Origin of the sequence: Rhodovarius crocodyli (assembly GCF_004005855.1) — a bacterium.
Classification (GTDB): Bacteria; Pseudomonadota; Alphaproteobacteria; order Acetobacterales; family Acetobacteraceae; genus Rhodovarius; species Rhodovarius crocodyli.
In genome coordinates, this window is record NZ_SACL01000001.1 from 483,515 (window position 1) to 502,353 (window position 18,839).

The window sequence follows — 18,839 nt, forward strand, 5'->3', positions numbered from 1 at the left end:
ATCCATGTTCCAAGATGTGCGGCTCGTCATCTGGGATCTCGACGAAACCTTCTGGGACGGCACCCTGACCGAGGGCGGCATCGCCTGGCGTGAGGATCACGCCGCCCTGGTCAAGACCCTGGCCGAGCGCGGAATCATCAGTTCCATCTGCTCACGCAACGACATGGAACCTGTCCGCGACATCATGCGAAAGCATGAGTTGTGGGATTATTTCGTCTTCCCCAGCGTCGACTGGCGCCCGAAGCCCGAACGCGTGGCGGAAATCGTGGAAGCGGCCCAGCTGCGCCCCGCCACCGTGCTGTTCGTGGACGACCATCCCGGCAATCGTGCAGCGGTGGCCGATGCGCTTCCCGGCATCCAGGTCGCTGATGAGACGATGATCGCGGACTTCCTCGCCGACCCAGGCTTTCGCGGGAAGGACGACCGCGCGCTGACACGCCTGAACCAGTATCGCCTGCTGGAGCAGAAGCAGCACGAGATGCGCCAGACCGTCGACAGCCGGGACTTCCTGCGCCGCAGCCATATCCGCGTCACGCTGGTCCATGACATCGAACCGTACATTGATCGCGCGGTGGAACTGGTGAACCGCACCAACCAGCTGAACTTCACCAAGGAACGCCTGCCGGACGACGCGGCGGCCGCCCGCACCGCGCTGCGTGAGCAGGCCGGCCGCTACTATGCGCGCGCCGGTCTGGTGTCCGCGCAGGACCGCTATGGCGATTACGGGCTGGTCGGCTTCTTCCTGCTGGAGGGGCTCGTAACCTGGGGCCAGCCGCGCCTGCGGCATTTCTGCTTCTCCTGCCGCACGCTCGGCATGGGGGTGGAGCAATGGGTCTATGAGTTGCTCGGCCGGCCGCAACTGCATGTGGTGGGTGACGTGCTGTCCGACCCCGGCTCACCGGTGGACTGGATCAATCAGCCCGGCGAGGCGGATGCCCCAGGCGCCGCCGAGCGACGTTTCGGCCAGGTCCGCATTCGCGGCGGCTGTGAGCTGGAGGTGCTGGAGCACTTCTTCCGCGCGGAGGCCGAGAGCGTCGCGATGGAGGTCGTGACACCGGAACCCGCCCTTTATCTGCACCGCAACCACAGCATGATGTTGAGCTATGCGCTGAAGGGCCTGAGCGAAGGCGAGCGCGACCTGGCGCATCGGCTGGGCATGACGGACGACTTCTACCAATCCCGAACACTGGCGCCCTGCCCGCCCGGAACGCTGATCGTGTTCAGCCCGGCGGCCGATGCGGCGCTGGCGGCGTATCGGCACCGGCAGAGCGGCTTCAGCTGCCCCATCGGATTGCGCGATGTCCTGCAGCCCGATCACCCGAACCGCACGCCCGAACGGGCGGCGCTGCACGCCTCCATCACCGGCCTGCTGGCGGCGGAGTTCGACCAGATCCCGTTCGGTGACGTCGAGGCCTTCCGCCCGCATTACGAGGCCATCCTGGATGCCGTCCCCAAGGGGGCGTTGCTGGTGGTGATCCTGCCCAACCATCGGCTTAACCTGGGCAACGGCCAGGAAACGGAAGTGGCGCCGCAACGGGCCTTGAACGATGCGTTTCGGGCGGCCGGCGCCGGGCGCGCCAATGTGGTCTTCATCGAGGCCGGCGCCCTGATCCGCGACATCGCGGAGGTGAACGCCGACATCTACCTGCACTTCGACAGGGCCGTGTATCTGCGCCTCTATGAGGCGATCGGCATGTGCTACGGCGAATGGCGGGCGAGGCCGGCGCCTGAGCCGGCCCCGCCGCCGGCACCGCGGGTCTCCCCGCTGGCCCGGTTGCTCAGTGTGTTCCGCTAGGCAAAGCGCGGCTCAGGCCGCTTGATCTGCCAGGCCATGAAGACTGCCCCGGCCAGAACACCCCACCAATGCGGGTGCGGCAGGCTCAGTACCGCCTCGAACAGGGCGGGGAACAGCAGCAGCAGACCCACCAGGGTCAGCACCCCGCGCTCCCACCCGGCCAGGATATGCCGGGCGAAGCCCTGCGCGGCGGCGGCCAGCGCCGCCAGGCCGGCAGTCGCCAGGAAGATCTGCCAGGCCACGTCGCCCCAGCCCATGCCTTCCGTCGGGCGCAACAGCAGGCCCACGCCGTCCGGATCGGTCACGAAGATGAAGGGCAGCACGAAGGCCGGCAGCGTGTACTTCCAGGCCATCAGCGTGGTGCGGTAGGGCCCCGCCCCCGTGATCGCCGCCGCCGCGAAGGGGCTGAGCGCCGTGGGGGGCGAAACCTCGCTGAGCACCGCATAGTAGAAGACGAACATATGCGCCGCGTAGTCCGGCACGCCCAGCTTGATCAGCGCCGGCGCCGCCACGACGGCGCAGATGATGTAGCTGGCCGTCACCGGCACCGCGAGGCCCACCACCCAAACGATCAGCGCCGTATAGATGGCCGTGATGACCAGTGAGCCACCGGCCGCCTGGATGGCGATGTCGCTGAACTTGAGCCCGAGCCCGGTCAGCGTGATGCAGCCCACGATGATGCCCGCCGAGGCGCAGGTGGCCGCGATGCCGATGGACTGATAGGCGCCGTCGGCCAGCGTCTTGATCAGCTTGCGGGGCCACAGCGCATGCTCCTTCGACAGGAAGGAGAGCGCGACCGCCAGAAGCATGGCGTAAAGCACGGACAGCGTGGCGGAATAGCCGATCGCCATGAAGCCGATGATCGCGACCAGGCTCGTGAAGTGGTACCAGCCGCGGCGGAACATGGCGCCCACGCTCTCGACCACCATGCCCTTGGCCGCGTTGGGGTTGCCCCCGCGCGCCGCGATCCGGCGCTGGTCCAGCTCAACCATGAACAGCAGCCCGGCGTAGTACAGCACCGTCGGCACCGTCGCCATCAGCAGCACCTCAAGATAGCTGATCTTGAGGTATTCAGCGATCAGGAAGGCAGCCGCGCCCATGATCGGCGGCGAGATGATGGCACCAAGACCACCAGCCGCCAGAAGGCCGCCCGCGTCATCGGCGCGATAGCCCACCTGCCGCATCATCGGCCAGGCCACGGTGCCGATCGTGACGGTGGTGGCCACGCCGGAGCCCGAGGGCCCGCCCAGCAGGAAGGCCGACAGCACCACGGTCCGCCCCGCCGAGGACGGCTTGCCGCCCGTCGCCGCGAAGCTGAAATCCACGAAGTACTTGCCCGCGCCCGAGGCCGACAGGATCGCCCCATAGATGGTGAACAGGATGATCAGCGTGGCCGAGACGTCCACCGCGGAGCCGAAGATGCCTTCCAGCGTGATGGATAGATGCGGCACCAGGCGTTCCGCGTCATAGCCCCGATGCGTCCAAGGCGCCGGCAGGTGATTGCCGAAGAAAGCGTAGAGGATGAAGCAGATGGAGACCACGGGCATCACCCAGCCGGTGGCGCGCCGCGCGGCCTCCAGCACCAGGGCGATCAGCAGCCAGCCCACGACGATGTCCATGGGCTCGGGGAAGATCACCCGGTCCTGCAGGTCATCGCCGCCGGAAATGAGATACCAGGTGACATAGGCACCCGCCGCGATCAGCGCCCAGTCCCAAGGCATGAAGCGGTGACGGAACCGCCGCGCGGCCGGAAACAGCAGGAAGCCGAGGACGAGGGTGAAGCCCACATGCGCGAAGCGCAGCGTGGTGGTGGGCACGATGTCCCAGGCCGCCCAGAGATGGAACAACGACATCGCCACCGCGATACCGACCGACGTATAGCCGAGCCACCCCGTGTACTTGTTGGTGACGCCTTCCTCGCTCTCGATCAGCTCCGTAAGGCGTTCCGCTGTAGCGGCATCGACCGAGTTCGGGTCGATGTCGGGCGGCAAAGTGCTGTGGCTCCCTGACATAGACATACCTTCTTGGATTTCCTCTGCCTGATGTCATGCAACCTCGGGCGGGATTTGTCACCCAGGCAATCGCAATCATGCATGGAAGGCATTATGTCGGGGCCATGCTGGCTGTGCGACGCGCCGTGTTCTTCGTTCTGGTGATGGTGCTGGCGACCGTGCTGGTGGCGCTGGCGGCCTGCGCCGTGGCGCCGGGCGGCGTGACGACGTTCGAATGGCTGACGCTCATCGCCTTTGCCGGCACCGCGCCGTGGACCGCGCTCTGCGGCGCCAATGCGCTGATCGGCCTTGCGCTGCTGCTGGGCGCGCGGGATCCGGCACGCGCGGTCCTTCCCGCGCTTGCCCACACCGCGCCCGGCCTGCCGCGCGCGCATACCGCCATCGCCGTCTGCATCCGCAACGAGGACATGGCGGAGGTGCTGCCCCCGCTGCGGCGCCTGGTCTGCGGCCTGGCGGAAGCCGGCGCCGAGGCGCGGTTCACCCTGTGGTTCCTGTCCGACACCCGCGACACAGCGACCGCCATCGCCGAGGAAGCGGCCATCCGCACCATTCCCGGCGCGCGCTATCGCCGCCGTGCCGACAACAGCGGCTTCAAGGCCGGCAATGTGATGGAGTTCCTGGACCATCACGCCGGAGAGGCCGAGTTCATGATCTGCCTGGATGCCGACAGCGAGATGTCGGCCGAGGCCGTGCTGCGGCTGGTCGCGATCATGGAGGCGGATACAAAACTGGCCATCGTCCAGCAGCTGATCGTGGGCCGCCCGGCCAGCGCGGCCTTTCCGCGCCTGTTCCAGTTCGGCATGCGGGCGGGCATGAGGGCCTGGGCCACCGGCCAGGCGTGGTGGCAGGCTGACCAGGGCCCCTATTGGGGCCACAACGCCATCATCCGCATCGCGCCCTTCCGGCAGCACGCGCGGCTGGAACCCCTGCCCGACGGCAGCCCCATTTTGAGCCACGACCAGGTGGAGGCCACCCGCCTGACCCATGCGGGCTGGAAGGTGATGGCCCTGCCGATCGAGGACGGCAGCATGGAAGGCAACCCGCCCGCCCTGCCCGAATTCATGGCGCGCGACATGCGCTGGGGTGCCGGCAATATGCAGTACTGGGCATTGCTGAAGCTGCCCCGGCTGACCGCCCTCGGTCGCTGGCAGCTGGTGCAGGCCATTCTTCTGTTCGCGGGCACCCCGCTCTGGACGCTGGCCCTGCTCTTCGCCGTGCTGAACGCCGCGACCGGCGGCGGACTGGGCACAGACAGCGCCTGGCTCGCCGCCGCCATGGCCGGCTGCTGGGCCTGTATCCACGCACCGAAACTCTGCGGCTATGCCGAGGTGCTGCTGAAGCCGGGCCTGGCCGCCCGGTATGGCGGGCGGGCGCGCTTTCTGCGCGGGGCGGCGGCGGAGCTGCTGTTCACCACCCTGCTGGACCCCGTCAGCACCTTCAACAAGGCCCTGTTCCTGGCGGTGCTGCCCTTCAGGCGGCTGCGCGGCTGGGCGCCGCAGAACCGCGCCGACCGCGGCGTGGGCTGGGGCGATGCCGCGCGGCTGCTGTGGCCGCATACGCTGTTCGGGGCGCTGTGCTTCGCGCTGGTGCCCGTGGCGGCCTGGCCATGGCTGGCACCCTGGGCGTTGGGGCTTGTGCTGGCCGTCCCCTTCTGTGTGATGACGTCTTCGCCCGGCTTCTCCGCCCGGCTGCGCAGCCGCCGCGTGGCGGCGACCCCCGAGGAACTAGCCCAGAACCAATAGCGTGCCGGCGACAGGCTTGCCGCGTTCCATGCGCAGCGTCACCTCGCTCTCGGCCCGCGGCGTCAGGCCCACGGCTTCGGCCAGGGCGCGCACATGGGCGGCGTTGTGGCGATAGCGCATGCCCTGGCCCAGCTCATACGGCACGGCCTCACCCGTCTCCAGGCTGAAGGCGATGATGCCGCCGGGGCGAAGCGCGGCCCGCATCGCGCCGAGCACAGGGCCCAGATCACCCAGGTAGTTCAGCACATCCGCTGCCGCGATCACGTCCCACGCCGCAGGCTTGCGCGGCAGGAAGGCCAGCAGGTCCATCTCATGCAGGGCCGCATAGAGGCCCCGGGCGCGGGCCGCATCCAGCATGCGTGGTGACAGGTCCACCCCTTCCATGCGCCGGGCGAAGGGGGCCAGCGCCACACCGGACAAGCCGGTGCCGCAGCCCAGGTCCAGAACAGCCGCAGAGCCATCCGCCGGCACACCGGCCGCGAGCATGGCCTGGGCCAGCAGCGCGGGCGTGCGGTATTCCAGATTACCTTCCAGCTCCGCATCGAAGCGCGGTGCAAAGGCATCGAACAGCTGGCGCACATAGGCCGCAGGCGCACGGTCCGGCGCCTCGCCACCACCGAGGGCGGCCAGCAGGAAGCGCGCCTGCTCTGCCAGGCTCTTGTCGCGCCCGGCCAGTTCCAGGGCGCGAACCGCGGCGGGATGCGCCGCCGAGGGGTTGCCGGCCTCGGACTGGGCATGGGCCAGGCCCAGCCAGGCCTCGGCCATGGTGGGGGCGATCTGGGTGGCGGTGGTCAAGGGGCCGACCGCATCGGCGGCACGCCCGGCGGCGGCGAGTGCCTGGCCCAGATTGCGCCAGGTGACGGCATCGCCGGGGGCGGCGGCCAGGCATTGCTGCATGGCGCTGATGGCTTCGGGCAGGCGCCCGGCCTCGGCCAGCGCGGCGCCGTGGTTGGCCAGCATCAGCGGATGCCCCGGCGCCAGCGCCACGGCGCGGGCGGAGGCAGCCAGTGCTTCCTCCAGCGCCCCGCGTGAGCGCAGGGCGACACTCAGCAGGTTGTGCGCATCGGGCTGATTGGGGTTCAGCTTCAGGGCGCGTCGATACAGGCTCTCGGCCTCCATCAGCTTGCCCTGCTTGTGGCGCTGCGCGCCGCGCGCCACCAGATCATTCGCCGTCGTCATGGGCACGGCATGGGGCAGCGCGGCGCCGCGCGCAAGGGCTACTCGGCGCCGGGAAGCGGCTTGTAGGGCAGGCCGACCAGCCGGGTGCCCCAGCGTTCCACCCGCGACCAGACGCCATCCTTGATATAGGGGTCCTCGGCCCACCAGGCCTCGGCCTCGGCATCGGAGGCATGGGCCGTGACGGCGATGGAGCCGCGCATCTTGCCCTGGCCGTCCAGGATGGCCCCACCGATGGTAATGATACCGTCACGCGCGGCCTGGGTCACGCGCTCGAAATGCGGGGGGCGGGCCTTGGCACGGCGCGCCGGGGCCTCGGCATCATCGGCATCCCAGCCGATGGAGACCGTGTGCGTGCGGCTGGCGGAAACCGGCGCGCCCGGCTGCGGCAACGGCCGGTAGGGCAGCGAGGCGATGGCATAGGGAAACACGTCGAAGCCGGTCCAGACGCCCTCACGCGCGAAGGGCTCCTCGCTGATGTACTCCTTCACATGCGTCTCATCGGGCACGTTCAGGATCATCAGGCTGCCGGCGACCTTCCAATCCTTGTCGAAGATGGGCGCGCCGAAGGCCATGCGCCCGTCGGCGCACCAGCTCTGCAATACCGCGAGATGCCGGTCGCGGGCGTTCATGCGCAGGGAAGGGTCGGCGCCGTCGCGCGCCAGGATGGCATAGCCCATGGAGGGTCCTCCGGTTTGGCCGGCAGGTTGCCCCCATGTGCCCGGCGTCACAAGTCGCGACCGAGATAGATCACGTCCGGATACGGGTTGAACACATAGGGCTCAGTCGGGGTGAAGCCGAGGTCACGGTACAGCGCGACGGCCGAGGCCATCATCGGCCGGGTATCCAGGCACAGCCGTGTGTAGCCGAGGGCGCGGGCCTGCTCGATCAGCGCTTCCATCAGCCGCCGGCCCCAGCGGCCGCCACGGGCGGTGCCGCGCACGTAAAGTCGCTTTACCTCGCCGGTCGTGCCTTCGACGGGCCGCAGCGCGACGATCCCCACAGCCTCACCATCCGCCCAGGCCAGCAGCACCTGGCCATGCGGCGGGGCGTATTTGCCGGGCAGGGCCGCCAGGTCTTCCTCGAAGCCCTGGAAACCCAGGTCGAAGCCGAGCCCGGCCGCGTATTCCCGGAACAGGCCGCGCACCAGATCGAGGTCGCGCGGCCATTCGGCCGGGGTGATCATTCCACCGTCACGCTTTTCGCCAGATTGCGCGGCTGGTCCACATCCGTGCCCTTCAGCACCGCGACATGATAGGCCAGCAGCTGCACCGGGATGGCGTGCAGGATGGGGGCGGCGAAGGCGTCCACCACCGGCAGCTCCACCACATGCTCGGCAAAGCCGCGCAGCACCGGCGCGCCGATGGCATCGGTAAAGGCCATGATGCGCCCGCCGCGCGCGGCGGCTTCCTGCAGGTTGCTGACCGTCTTTTCGAACAGCGGGCCCGAGGGCGCGAGCGCGATGACGGGCACCGCCTGGTCGATCAGCGCGATGGGGCCGTGCTTCATCTCGCCGGCGGCGTAACCCTCAGCGTGGATGTAGCTGATTTCCTTCAGCTTCAGCGCGCCTTCCATGGCGATGGGGAACAGCGCGCCCCGGCCGAGGAACAGCACGTCCCGCGCCTTGGCCACTTCCACCGCCAGGGCCTGGATTTCCTGGTCGCGCTCCAGGATCTCGGCCGCGTGCTCAGGCACTTCCAGCAGCGCGGCGGTCAGGGTGGCGGCGGTCGCGTCGTCGATGGTGCCGCGCGCGCGCCCCATGCCGAGCGCGAGGCACGCCAGCACCATCAACTGCGCCGTGAACGCCTTGGTGGAGGCGACACCGATCTCAGGCCCCGCCACCGTCAGCAGCGCGGCATCCGCCAGCCGCGCCATGCTGCTTTCGGGCACGTTCACGACCGAAAGGGTGGTCTGGCCGCGTTCCTTCAGCAGCTTCAGCGCGGCCAGCGTGTCGGCCGTCTCGCCCGACTGGCTGACCAGGATGGCGGCCCCGCCCTTGGGCAGCGGCGGGTCGCGATAGCGCCATTCGCTGGCCACATCGGCCTCGACCGGCACGCGGGCATATTGCTCGATCCAGTATTTGCCGACCTGCCCCGCCAGGAAGGCGCTTCCGCAGGCCGAAATGGTCAGGCTGGGGATGGCGGCGGCGTCAAACGGCAGTTCCGGCAGCGCCACGCTGCGCGAAGACGGCTCCAGATACTGCCGCAGCGTGTCGCCCAGCACGGCGGGGTGTTCATGGAGTTCCTTCTCCATGAAGTGCCGGTGGTTGCCCTTGCCGGTCAGCGCGCCCGACACATGGGTGGGCTTTTCCTGGCGGCGGACCTCTCGGCCCGCCATGTCCATGAAGCGCACGCCCGTCGGCGTGATCACGGCCCAATCGCCGTCTTCGAGATAGGTGATCCGCCGCGTCAGCGGGGCGAGCGCCAGCGCGTCATTGCCGACATACATCTCGCCCTCTCCGTGACCGACCGCGAGCGCGGGCCCGTGGCGGGCCACGATCAGCAGGTCCGGGTGGTCGGCGAACAGAAAGGCCATGGCGAAGGCGCCGTGCAGGCGCTTCAGAGCGGCATGGGCCGCGGCCTCGGGCGCCATGCCCTGGGCCAGCAGCAGGTCCAGCAACTGCACCACGGTCTCCGTGTCCGTGTCGGACTGGAAGACCTGGCCGGCGGCCTCAAGCTCCGCGCGCAATTCGGCGAAATTCTCGATGATGCCGTTATGCACGGCGGCGACGCGGGCGGTGGCGTGCGGGTGGGCGTTGCGCTCGGTCGGGCCGCCATGGGTGGCCCAGCGCGTGTGGCCGATGCCGGTCATGCCCGGCAGCGGGTTCGTCTGCAGCACGCCGGCCAGCCGGTCCAGCTTACCCTCGGCCCGGCGGCGGTCGATCTTGCCGTCGACCAGGGTGGCGATGCCTGCGCTGTCATAGCCGCGGTACTCCAGGCGCCGCAGCGCGTCCAACAGACGCGGCGCGGCCAGGGTGGTGCCGCCGATAACCCCTACGATCCCGCACATTAAACGGCGCCCTCCGGGCGCGCCGGCCGATTCACGCCTACGCGCCCCTGGGCGCTCCGGCGATCGGACGCAGCTCCCGGCCGATTCACGCCTACGCGCCCCTGGGCGCTCCGGCGATCGGACGCAGCTCCCGGCCGATTCACGCCTACGCGCCCCTGGGCGCTCCGGCGATCGGACGGCTGGCTGATCATTCGCATCACTTCTTCTTTCCCCTGAAGCCGCGGCCGGGCTTGTTGGTCTGGCGCCCCCGCGCCAGGGCCAGCGTGTCCGCGGGCACATCCTCGGTAATGGTTGATCCAGCGGCGACCAGGGCGCGGTCCCCCACCTTCACAGGTGCGACCAGCGCCGTGTTGCTGCCAATGAAGGAACCTGCCCCGATCTCGGTGCGGTGCTTGTTCACCCCGTCATAGTTGCAGGTGATGGTCCCCGCGCCGATGTTGCTGCCCGGGCCGATGCTGGCATCGCCCAGATAGGTCAGGTGGTTGGCCTTGGCCCCCGCACCCAGCGTCGTGGCCTTGAGCTCCACGAAATTGCCGACATGCGCGCCCTCACCCACATCGGCACCGGGGCGCAGCCGGGCATAGGGGCCGATGATGGCCCCGCCGCGCACCACGCAGCCTTCCAGATGGCTGAAAGCGCGGATCACCGCCCCGGATTCCACCCGCACGCCGGGGCCGAACACCACGTTCTGCTCAACCAGCACGTCATTCGCGATGACGGTGTCGTGGCTGAAGAACACCGTCTCGGGCGCCAGCAGCGTGACGCCGGCATCCAGCGCGGCGCTGCGCCACTGCCCCTGCAGCCGAGCCTCGGACGCCGCGAGTTCCGCCCGGCTGTTGATGCCGGCCAGCTCCGCCTCGGGCGCTTCCACCGCCACGCAACGCGATTGCGCGGCCGCCAGGGCCACCACATCGGTCAGGTAATACTCGCCGGCCGCGTTGTCGTTCGTCACCGCGTCAAGCCAGCGCAGCATCAGCGGGCCTTCGGCGCAGATCACGCCGGCATTGCACAGGCCGATGGCACGCTCGGCCTCCGTCGCGTCCTTCCATTCGACGATGCGCTGCACGTCCCCGGCCGCATCGGTTACGACGCGCCCGTATTTGGCCGGGTCCGCCGGACGCATGGCGAGCATGGCAAGCCCCGCTTCCTGCCGGGCCGCAACTAGGCGCTTCAGCGTCGCCTCGGAAATCAGCGGGTTGTCGGCATACAGCACCGCGACATCGCCGGCGTAGCCAGCGAGCAAGGGGGCGGCCATGCGCGCGGCATGGGCGGTGCCCAGGCGTTCTTCCTGCACCACGGTCGCGTGGGGGGCCGCCAGCTTGGCCAGCGCCTCCATCCCCGGGCCGACGACCACGATAACGCGGTCGAACACCGCCGACACGGCGGCCAGCAGATGCGTCAGCATCGGCCTTCCGCCCAGCGGGTGCATCGCCTTGGGCAGGGAGGATTTCATGCGGGTGCCCATCCCCGCGGCCAGGATCACAGCGGCTGCCATGGCCCATGGGTGCCTCAGGCGACCGTGCCGCTGCAACCCTGGCGGCGATGAATAAAGGTTACGCGGTGCTGCCCGCCCCCGCTTGGCGCCCACAGGCAGCGCCACTAGGGTGCCGGCCCATGACACGCCTCGCCGTTTTCGACCTCGACGGAACCCTGGTGGACACCGCCCCGGACCTGGCCGCCGCCCTGAACCGCCAGATGACGGCACGCGGCCTAGCGGAGATTCCGCTGCCGAAGGTGACCCGCATGATCGGTGACGGCGCGCGCGTGTTGCTGGAGCGCGGTTTCGCCTTCCACGACCGCCCCTTCGAGGAAGCGGCCCTGGAAGCCTTCCTGGAGGACCCGGACCTGGAAGGCGGCGCGCTGACCACGGTGTTCGCCGGCATCCCTGAACTGCTGGCACATCTGCAGGCCGAAGGCTGGCGCATGGCCGTCTGCACCAACAAGCCGGAGAAGGCGGCGCGCGGCCTGCTGGCGAACCTCGGGGTGGACCATTATTTCCGCGCCATCGGCGGGGGCGACAGCTTCCCCACCCGCAAGCCCGACCCCGCGCATCTGCTGCACACCATGGGCGCCGCCGGGGGTGGCCGCGCCGTGATGATCGGCGACCACATGAACGACATGCTGGCCGCGCGCGGGGCCGGCATCCCGGCCATCTTCGTCACCTATGGCTATGGCCCGGTCGAGATGGCCGGCGGCAACCCGACCGCCGCCAGCACCGAAGCCGTGACGGAGATGCTCGCGGCCTTCTAACGCCGCCGCAGCCGCAACATCATCGCGTCGAACTGGAAGTCCGCCACCTGGTGATAGGCGTAGTTGCGGTCACGCACCGCGATCTGCGCCTCCAGGATCTTCTTGAAGTTGGCGTTGGTGGCGGAAATCTCGTTGTACATCTCCTCCGTCGAGCGATAGAGCGCGGCCAGCACGTCGTTCGGGAAGGCCCGCAGCTGCGTGCCCGAGGCCAATAGACGCATCAGCGCATCCGGGTTCTTGGTGTCATAGGCCGACATCATCATCAGGGTGGAGGCCTCGCTGGCCACGGCGATGGCGGTTTTGTAGAGGCGCGGCAGGGCCTCATACTTTTCCTTGTTGAACATGCCGTGGAAGACGGTGCCGCCCTCACCCCAGCCCGGATAGTAATAGTAGCGGGCCACGCGGTTCAGCCCGAGCTTCTCGTCGTCATGCGGGCCGATGTATTCCACGGCGTCGATCACGCCGCGCTCCAGGGCGGGATAGATATCGCCGGGCGCGATCTGCTGCGGCACGGTACCGAGCTTCTGCATCACATTGCCCGCCAGCCCCGCAACCCGCATCTTCAGGCCGCGCAGGTTCTCCACCGTGCGGATCTCGTTGCGGAACCAGCCGCCCCACTGGTTGCCGGTCTGGCCGAAGGGGAAGGCCACGACATTGTAGTTGGCGAAGAACTCATTGAGCATTTCGTTGCCGCCCTGCTGCCACAGCCAGGCGTGCTGCTGGCGCGGGTTCAGCATGAAGGGGGTGGCGGCGGCCAGCGCGAAGGTCGGGTCCTTGCCGATGAAGAACAGCGCCCCGGTCGCGGCGGCTTCCACCGATCCCTGCTGCACCGCGTCCAGCGCCTGCAACCCGCCCACGATCTCGCCGGCCGCGAATTGCTGGATCTGAAACTGGCCATCCGTCAGCTCAGACACCCGGCGGCAGAAATAGTCGGCCGCGCCATAGGTCACGTCCAGCACGCGGGTGAAGGAGGAGGTCATGCGCCAGCGGATGGCGGGGTTGCTCTGTGCCAGGGCGGGGCTGGCCAGGGTGGCGGCCCCGGCACCTGCCATCAGGGACTGCTGCAAGACGGATCTGCGCTGCATCGGTGGAGGTCCTTCCCGGTTCTTCCACCAGAATGGAAACATATCCACTAATGGGGATGCAGCGCCGAAAATTCCCGCCTCGGTATGATTTGCGAGGCCTTCTCATCGCTTCTGCCAATGCCGGGGGCAGAAGCCGCCAGCGAAGCGTGCAGATCACAGTTCCAGCGTCACACCCACCCGGGCACGGCTGACGCAGGGTGTCATGCGGTGCTGACGTGCGGCCACCGGCAGCACCTTGTCACGGTGCAGCACGATGCCGTCGCGATATTCGCAGATGCAGGCGCCGCAGATCCCCAGCTCGCAGGAGGACGGCATGGACAGCCCTGCCTCGCGCAGCACCTCCAGTGCCGAGCGGTCAGCCGGCACCAGCAGGCGCTGCCCGGTCGAGGCCAGGGTTATCTCGAATGGCTCGGCCTTGAAGTTCTCGTCCGGGGTGGCCTGGAAATGCTCCGCGTGGAGGTTCTCCTCCGCCCAGCCGCCGGCGCGCGCGTGGTCCAGCACGGCCTCGGTCAGGCGCTCCGGTCCGCAGGCATAAAGATGCGCGCCGGCCTCTGCCGGGCCGATCAGCGCGGCGTCGAAGCGCCGGCCCTCATCGGCGAACCAGGTGACCAGCCTGTCGCCGCATACGGCCCGCGCCTCTGCCAGCAGCGGGGCCAGCGCGGCCGAGCGCGCGCAGAAGTGCAACGTGAACGCCTCGCCGCGCGCTGCCAGCACCCGTGCCATGGCCAGCAGCGGCGTGACGCCGATGCCGCCCGCCACCAGCACATGCCGGCCGGCGCCTTCGGCCACCGGAAAGTTGTTGCGCGGCGCAGAGACCATCAGATCCCCGCCCGCCGTGACCTCACCATGCAGCCAGCGTGAGACGCCGCGCCCGGCATCCTCCCGCTTGATCGCCAGTTGCCAGGTCTCGGCCTCGCCGGGTTCGCCGCACAGGGAATATTGCCGCGTACGTCCGTCAGGCAGGCGCACATCCACATGCGCCCCCGCCGTGAAGGCGGGCAGAAGGGGCCTGCGCGGATGGCGCAGCGTCAGGCGCAGCACCTCGGGCGTGTCGGCCTCCAGGGCCTCCACGCGCAGGCGCATGATGATGCGGGCGGTCATCGGCTCAATCGAGCGGCAGGATGATGTCGCCGGGGCGGATCACCCCGCCGTGCTCGATCGAGCAGTTGAGGCCGGAACGGTTGTAGAGCGGCAGGAACACGGGCGAGCCCAGCAGCTCCTCCAGATACTTGCAGGGGAAGTTCAGCCGCCCGCCGCGCAGGATCACCTCGCCCACCTGGAAGCGCCGGCCCACCAGGTGGTTCAGCGGCACGCCGCGCACCGTCAGGTTGCGGCGATGCTCCTCCGGCTTCAAGGTGATGGGGCCGTCCTGCAGCGGCGGATCATTGCGGGAAAGCGCGTCCAGCGCCTCCTGCTCGATCAGCGTCACCTCCCGCACATCGGGCTTGGGGGAATAAGTGCCGCTGCCGAGGAAGTAGCGGTCGCCCTCGATGCCGCGGCCGGCCACGCAGGTCGCCTCGCTCAATGCCTCCATCTCGAAGCTCGCGGCCTCGGCGATGTGGATGTGCAGCAGTTCACCCTTCCAGCCCCGGGCGCCGCCCTCCACCTCGGCCGCAATGCGCGCTGCGGGGTGCTCGAAGCCCTCGATATGGGTGGGCACGGCGGTATCGGGCATGGGCGTTTCCTCGCGGGTGTCGCCCAATCTTCTATAGTGGAAAGCAATCCACTCGCAAGGATATCCGCCTCAGCGCCGGCGAGAGCTGTCGATGACCAGCAGGTACCGGCACTCCACCTTCCCCGCATTGTGGAAGGCATGCGGCACCGAGGCATCGAAGAACAGACTGTCGCCTTCGGAAAGCTGGGCCGCATTGTCACCGATGCGCGCCTCCAGCCGGCCGGCCAGGACGTAGATGTATTCCTCGACGCCGGGGCGGTGCGCGGAGAAATCGCCCGCAGTCGCGCCGGCGGGCAGGGTGTTCAGCACGAAATCCACCCCTCGCCCGGGCAGCACGGGTGACAGCACCCGGCGGGTGAAGCCCGTCACCTCGTCCCGCAGCACAGGCTGGTGGTTGCGCGGAATGACCAGGATCTCCCGCTCGGGCGCCGGCATCATCAATTGCGCGAAAGTGGCACCCAGTGCCTCCGCCAGGCGGGACAGCACGACGGTGGAGGGCACTGCCTCCCCCCGCTCCACCTTGGAGATCATGGACCGGCTGACGCCCGATTTCGTGGCCAGCGCCTCCAGCGACAGGCCCTGGCGGCGCCGGCGCTCCCTCAGTTCCGTGGCCAGTGCCTCGATATCGTGAGGCGAATCGCGCCGATCTTCCGTGATATCCGACATGAAACAGCCATTACCGCAGCCAGCCCCGGAACCGAAAGGTCGCACTGCATGCTGAACCGAGACGACCCGGCCGTGATCGCCGTGCTGCTCTATGATGGTGTGGAGCCCATCGACATCGGCGGCACCATCGGGGTCATCAGCATGGCGTCGCGCGTGCTGCCGGGGATACGGGCTGTGGCCGTGGCCGAGCGTGCGGGGCCGGTGGCCTGCGCGGGCGGGCTGACGGTCAAGGCCGATTACCGCTTCGATGCCGTCCCGGACTATGACGCCCTGATCGTGACCGGCGGGCCGGGCTGGCAGCGTGAAGTCTCGAACCCCGTCATGCTGGACTTCCTGCGTTCACAGCCGGCGGGCCGTCTGGCCAGTGTCTGCACCGGGGCGCTGATCCTGGGGGCCGCCGGGTTGCTGACCGGACGCGCCGCCACCACGCGGCGCCAGGCCGTTGGCCTGGAGGCCCGCAGCCCCCTGGACCTGCTGGCCGACATGGGCGCGAGCACTCGCCCGGCGCAGCTGGTGGATGATGGGCCGGGCCCGTTCACGGCGGGCGGCGTGTCGATGGCCATCGACGGCACCCTGCACCTGATCGGGCGCCTCTATGGCGAGGAAGCCCAGGCAGAGGTCGCGCGCGTCATCGAATACGACCGCGCCTTCGCCGCCAACCGGGCGGCGCTGGGGCGGTAGCCTACCGTCCGCCGATCAGCCGGCGCCGCAGCTTGCCCGAGATCCAGTCGATCGCGGCCACCATCACGATCAGCATGATGATGATGAAGGCCACCTCATCCCAATGGCGCACGCGGATGCGCTCCGCGATCTGCAGCCCGATGCCGCCGGCCCCCACCACCCCCAGGATGCTGGCGCTGCGGGTGTTGCTTTCCATGAAGTACAGGGCGTGGCCGACCATCACGGGCAGCACCTGCGGAATGATGCCGAAGCGCACGATCAGGCTGGGCGAGCCCCCCGCCGCGGCAATGCCCTCTGCTTGGCGCTTCTCGGCGTTCTCGATGGCTTCCGCGTAGAGTTTGGCCAGCACCGCGATGTCGGCCGTGGCGATGGCCAGCACACCGGCCAGGGGGCCGAGGCCCACCGCCCGCACATAGGCCAGCGCCCAGATCAGCTGGTCCACGCCGCGAAAACCGTCGAACACCCGACGCACCGAAAAGCGCGCCAGCGTGTTGGTCATGACATTGCGCGCGCCGAGGAAGCTCAGCGGCACCGCGATCAGCGCGGCGATGAAGGTGCCGAGAAACGCCATGGCCACGCTCTCGGCCAGCCCCTTCAGGATATCCATCCACATCTCGCCGGGCGAGGGCGGGATCATCAGCTTCAGGATGACGAGCAGCCCGCCCAAGCCGTTCCACAGCCGCTGCGGGGTCACGTTGAAGTGCCACAGCGAGAAGATCAGCCAGGCCAGGAACACGACACCCGCGCCAATGCGCAGCGCCCGCCCGGTGGGGCTGGGGCCGAAGGCAGCCGGCATGCGCGCGCGCCAGGCAGCGACTTCCGCAGGAGAGGCGCTCACGACACGGCCTCGATCACGCGGCGGCGCAGCTTCTCGGAGAGCAGATCCACCAGGCTGACGGTCACGATTAGCAGCACGACGATGGCGCTGATCTCCTCGTAATAGTTGAAGCTGATCACCTGGTAGAGCTCCTCGCCGATGCCGCCGGCGCCGACGAAGCCGATGACGCTCGCGGAACGGATGTTGATCTCGAAGCGCAGCAGGCTGGTGGAAAGCAGGTCAGGCAGGGCCGCCGGCAGCACCGCATAGCGGCAGGCCTGGAACCAGCTGCCGCCCGAGGCATGCACGCCCTCCCACGGGCGCATCTCCACATTCTCCATCGCATCGGCGAACAGCTTCCCGAGCGCGCCGGCCGTATGCAGCGCGATGGCCAGGATGCCGGCGAGTGCGCCGACGCCGAAGGCCCAGACGAAGATCAGGGCAAATACGATCTCAGGCACCGTGCGCATGGCTTCCAGCAGCCGGCGGCAGGCGATGCGGATCGGGTTGGGCGCGCCCAGGTTGCGCGCGGCGGGAAAAGCCAGCGGCAAGGCCAGCACCACACCGCCCAGCGTGCCGAGCGCCGCCATGTTCGCCGTTTCCAGCAGCAGTAGCACCCAGGAATCCAGGCGATAGAACCAGGCGGCCAGGCTGCCGTCGGTATCCACGCCGCCAAAAAGATGGCGCCAATCCAGGGTGGGCGCGATGCGATGAAAATACTCGCCGATGCGCGGCACGCCCGCGATCAGGGTCGAGGGGTAGAACTCGCTGACCCAGGCCGCCGCCACGAGGCAGACGGCCAGGATCGCCAGGGCGACGACGCTTGCGCGCCGACGCTCCGCACGCTGGGCACGGAACGCGGCCTCAAGCGAGGTAATGGCGCCCGAATCCGCGTATCCGATGCCCATCAAGTCAGCTCCGGCGGCGGCGCTGCGAGGCTTCCTCGCGGCGCAGGTCGACGATCATCTGGAACATGTCGTGGGTGGCCTCGCGATAGCCCATGCCACCGCCGCGCTCGACCTGCTCATAGATCTGCGGGTGGGACTTCGGCATCGCCAGGTGGAGCATCTTCATGTCCTCCTTGAAGGCGGCCGGCAAGTCCGTGCGCACGGCGGTCGGGCCGTTCGGGATCGGCGAGGAGGTCCAGATGATGCGCAGGTCGCGCATGTTCAGCATGCCCTTGTCGACCATGGCGCGCAGGTTGCCGCGGCTGTAGCCCTGGGCCACGTCGCCCTGGCCCGAGGCCCAGGTCACCGCACCGTCGTACTGGCGCTGCAGCACGGCCACCACGCCCTGCTCATGCCCGCCGGCGAAGCCGGTACGGGAGAAATACTGCCCGCTCTCGACGCCGATGCCGGCCTGGCGCAGCGCGAAGCGCGGGATCAGGTAGCCGGAGGTGGAGTTCGGGTCGGCCCAGGCGAGGGTCTTGCCGCGCATCTGCTCCAGGTTCTCGATGCCGCTGTCGGCGCGCACCACGAGCACGGAGACATAGGCGACGGAGCCGTCATTTTCCTCGGGCACCACGATCGGCTCCAGGCCGCCGTTGGTGTCGAGCCAGGCGCCGGCATAGCCGGAGGCGCCGAGCGAGGACATCTCGATCTGCTTGGCGGAGAAGGCCTGCAGCACGCCGGCGTAGTCGCTGGCGGGGAACAGGCGGACGGGCACCTGAAAGGTGTCCTCGATCAGCTTGCGGTAGCCGTCGAAGCGGCCGAGGCGGTCGGCCTCGTTCTCGCCGCCCAGCAGGCCGATGCGGATCTGCTGGACCTGGGCGGCCCATTCGCGGCGGCCGGCGCGCGGCATCGCGACATCGGCATCGACCGTGCGGCGCATGCGGGGCTGGGCGGCTTGCTGCGCGGCGGCCAGGCCCGGCAGCAGGGAAGCGCCAGCCAGGCCAGCGCCAAGAAGACGGCGGGAGATCGTCATGGGATTGC

Annotated in this window: 17 protein-coding genes; 4 read left to right on the forward strand and 13 right to left on the reverse strand. The window is 69.0% G+C overall.

Annotated features, from left to right (window positions below):
* The first annotated feature begins 4 nt into the window (after nt 1-4).
* Entirely contained in the window at nt 5-1,795 is a 1,791-nt protein-coding gene (locus tag EOD42_RS02290; protein WP_164867744.1) for an HAD-IIIC family phosphatase, read from the forward strand.
* Here EOD42_RS02290 and EOD42_RS02295 read toward each other — a convergent pair.
* Complete coding sequence (locus tag EOD42_RS02295) at nt 1,792-3,807, reverse strand: TRAP transporter permease (protein WP_127785517.1); 2,016 nt, start codon at nt 3,805-3,807, stop codon at nt 1,792-1,794. The two genes, EOD42_RS02290 and EOD42_RS02295, sit on opposite strands and share 4 nt — an antisense overlap.
* A 104-nt stretch (nt 3,808-3,911) precedes the next feature.
* Here EOD42_RS02295 and mdoH point away from each other — a divergent pair, with 104 nt between their 5' ends.
* Nucleotides 3,912-5,549: a glucans biosynthesis glucosyltransferase MdoH gene (mdoH, locus tag EOD42_RS02300; protein ID WP_240654788.1), complete on the forward strand. Its 1,638-nt coding sequence runs from the start codon at nt 3,912-3,914 to the stop codon at nt 5,547-5,549.
* Here the strand turns inward: mdoH and EOD42_RS02305 are convergent.
* The 5 genes from EOD42_RS02305 to glmU all read right to left on the reverse strand — a co-directional run bounded on the left by EOD42_RS02305 (nt 5,532) and on the right by glmU (nt 11,229).
* Nucleotides 5,532-6,728, reverse strand: a complete 1,197-nt coding sequence (locus EOD42_RS02305) for a tetratricopeptide repeat protein (protein WP_240654790.1) — start codon at nt 6,726-6,728, stop codon at nt 5,532-5,534. The genes mdoH and EOD42_RS02305 overlap by 18 nt on opposite strands.
* A 38-nt stretch (nt 6,729-6,766) precedes the next feature.
* Nucleotides 6,767-7,405, reverse strand: coding sequence for a YciI family protein (locus tag EOD42_RS02310; protein WP_127785520.1), 639 nt, complete (start codon nt 7,403-7,405; stop codon nt 6,767-6,769).
* A 47-nt stretch (nt 7,406-7,452) separates the two neighbouring features.
* Nucleotides 7,453-7,911 carry a GNAT family N-acetyltransferase gene (locus EOD42_RS02315; RefSeq protein WP_127785522.1) on the reverse strand — a complete coding sequence of 153 codons (459 nt, stop codon included), beginning with the start codon at nt 7,909-7,911 and terminating at the stop codon, nt 7,453-7,455.
* On the reverse strand, nt 7,908-9,734 hold the full coding sequence (glmS, locus tag EOD42_RS02320) for a glutamine--fructose-6-phosphate transaminase (isomerizing) (RefSeq protein WP_127785524.1): 1,827 nt from the start codon (nt 9,732-9,734) through the stop codon (nt 7,908-7,910). The genes EOD42_RS02315 and glmS overlap by 4 nt, the downstream gene beginning before the upstream one ends.
* Nucleotides 9,735-9,930: 196 nt before the next feature.
* Nucleotides 9,931-11,229: a bifunctional UDP-N-acetylglucosamine diphosphorylase/glucosamine-1-phosphate N-acetyltransferase GlmU gene (glmU, locus tag EOD42_RS02325; protein WP_127785526.1), complete on the reverse strand. Its 1,299-nt coding sequence runs from the start codon at nt 11,227-11,229 to the stop codon at nt 9,931-9,933.
* 119 nt (nt 11,230-11,348) lie between these two features.
* On the opposite strand from glmU, the gene EOD42_RS02330 reads away from it, so the two are divergent.
* A complete protein-coding gene (locus tag EOD42_RS02330; protein ID WP_127785528.1) occupies nt 11,349-11,984 on the forward strand; it encodes an HAD-IA family hydrolase in 636 nt (211 codons plus the stop codon).
* Here the strand turns inward: EOD42_RS02330 and EOD42_RS02335 are convergent.
* The 4 genes from EOD42_RS02335 to EOD42_RS02350 all read right to left on the reverse strand — a co-directional run bounded on the left by EOD42_RS02335 (nt 11,981) and on the right by EOD42_RS02350 (nt 15,410).
* Nucleotides 11,981-13,069, reverse strand: a complete 1,089-nt coding sequence (locus EOD42_RS02335) for a TRAP transporter substrate-binding protein (protein WP_127785530.1) — start codon at nt 13,067-13,069, stop codon at nt 11,981-11,983. The genes EOD42_RS02330 and EOD42_RS02335 overlap by 4 nt on opposite strands.
* Before the next feature lie 153 nt (nt 13,070-13,222).
* Nucleotides 13,223-14,170 carry a PDR/VanB family oxidoreductase gene (locus EOD42_RS02340; RefSeq protein WP_127785532.1) on the reverse strand — a complete coding sequence of 316 codons (948 nt, stop codon included), beginning with the start codon at nt 14,168-14,170 and terminating at the stop codon, nt 13,223-13,225.
* Between the two features lie 4 nt (nt 14,171-14,174).
* Nucleotides 14,175-14,744: an MOSC domain-containing protein gene (locus EOD42_RS02345; RefSeq protein WP_127785534.1), complete on the reverse strand. Its 570-nt coding sequence runs from the start codon at nt 14,742-14,744 to the stop codon at nt 14,175-14,177.
* Nucleotides 14,745-14,813: 69 nt separating this feature from the next.
* Nucleotides 14,814-15,410 (reverse strand): helix-turn-helix domain-containing protein, encoded by a 597-nt coding sequence (locus EOD42_RS02350; protein WP_127785536.1) that lies wholly within the window; start codon nt 15,408-15,410, stop codon nt 14,814-14,816.
* A gap of 48 nt (nt 15,411-15,458) precedes the next feature.
* Between EOD42_RS02350 and EOD42_RS02355 the strand changes: the two genes are divergently transcribed.
* Nucleotides 15,459-16,091, forward strand: a complete 633-nt coding sequence (locus EOD42_RS02355; protein WP_127785538.1) for a DJ-1/PfpI family protein — start codon at nt 15,459-15,461, stop codon at nt 16,089-16,091.
* A gap of 1 nt (nt 16,092) precedes the next feature.
* On the opposite strand, the gene phnE (EOD42_RS02360) is transcribed toward EOD42_RS02355, so the two are convergent.
* The 3 genes from phnE (EOD42_RS02360) to phnD are packed head-to-tail and all read right to left on the reverse strand — an operon-like array spanning nt 16,093 to nt 18,831.
* Nucleotides 16,093-16,929: a phosphonate ABC transporter, permease protein PhnE gene (gene phnE, locus EOD42_RS02360; RefSeq protein WP_240654793.1), complete on the reverse strand. Its 837-nt coding sequence runs from the start codon at nt 16,927-16,929 to the stop codon at nt 16,093-16,095.
* Entirely contained in the window at nt 16,926-17,816 is an 891-nt protein-coding gene (phnE, locus tag EOD42_RS02365; protein ID WP_127785540.1) for a phosphonate ABC transporter, permease protein PhnE, read from the reverse strand. Before phnE (EOD42_RS02365) ends, phnE (EOD42_RS02360) begins: the two co-directional genes overlap by 4 nt.
* Before the next feature lie 4 nt (nt 17,817-17,820).
* The gene (phnD, locus tag EOD42_RS02370; protein ID WP_127785542.1) at nt 17,821-18,831 is read right to left on the reverse strand and encodes a phosphate/phosphite/phosphonate ABC transporter substrate-binding protein; all 1,011 of its coding nucleotides are present in this window, start codon (nt 18,829-18,831) and stop codon (nt 17,821-17,823) included.
* Between the last annotated feature and the right edge of the window lie 8 nt (nt 18,832-18,839).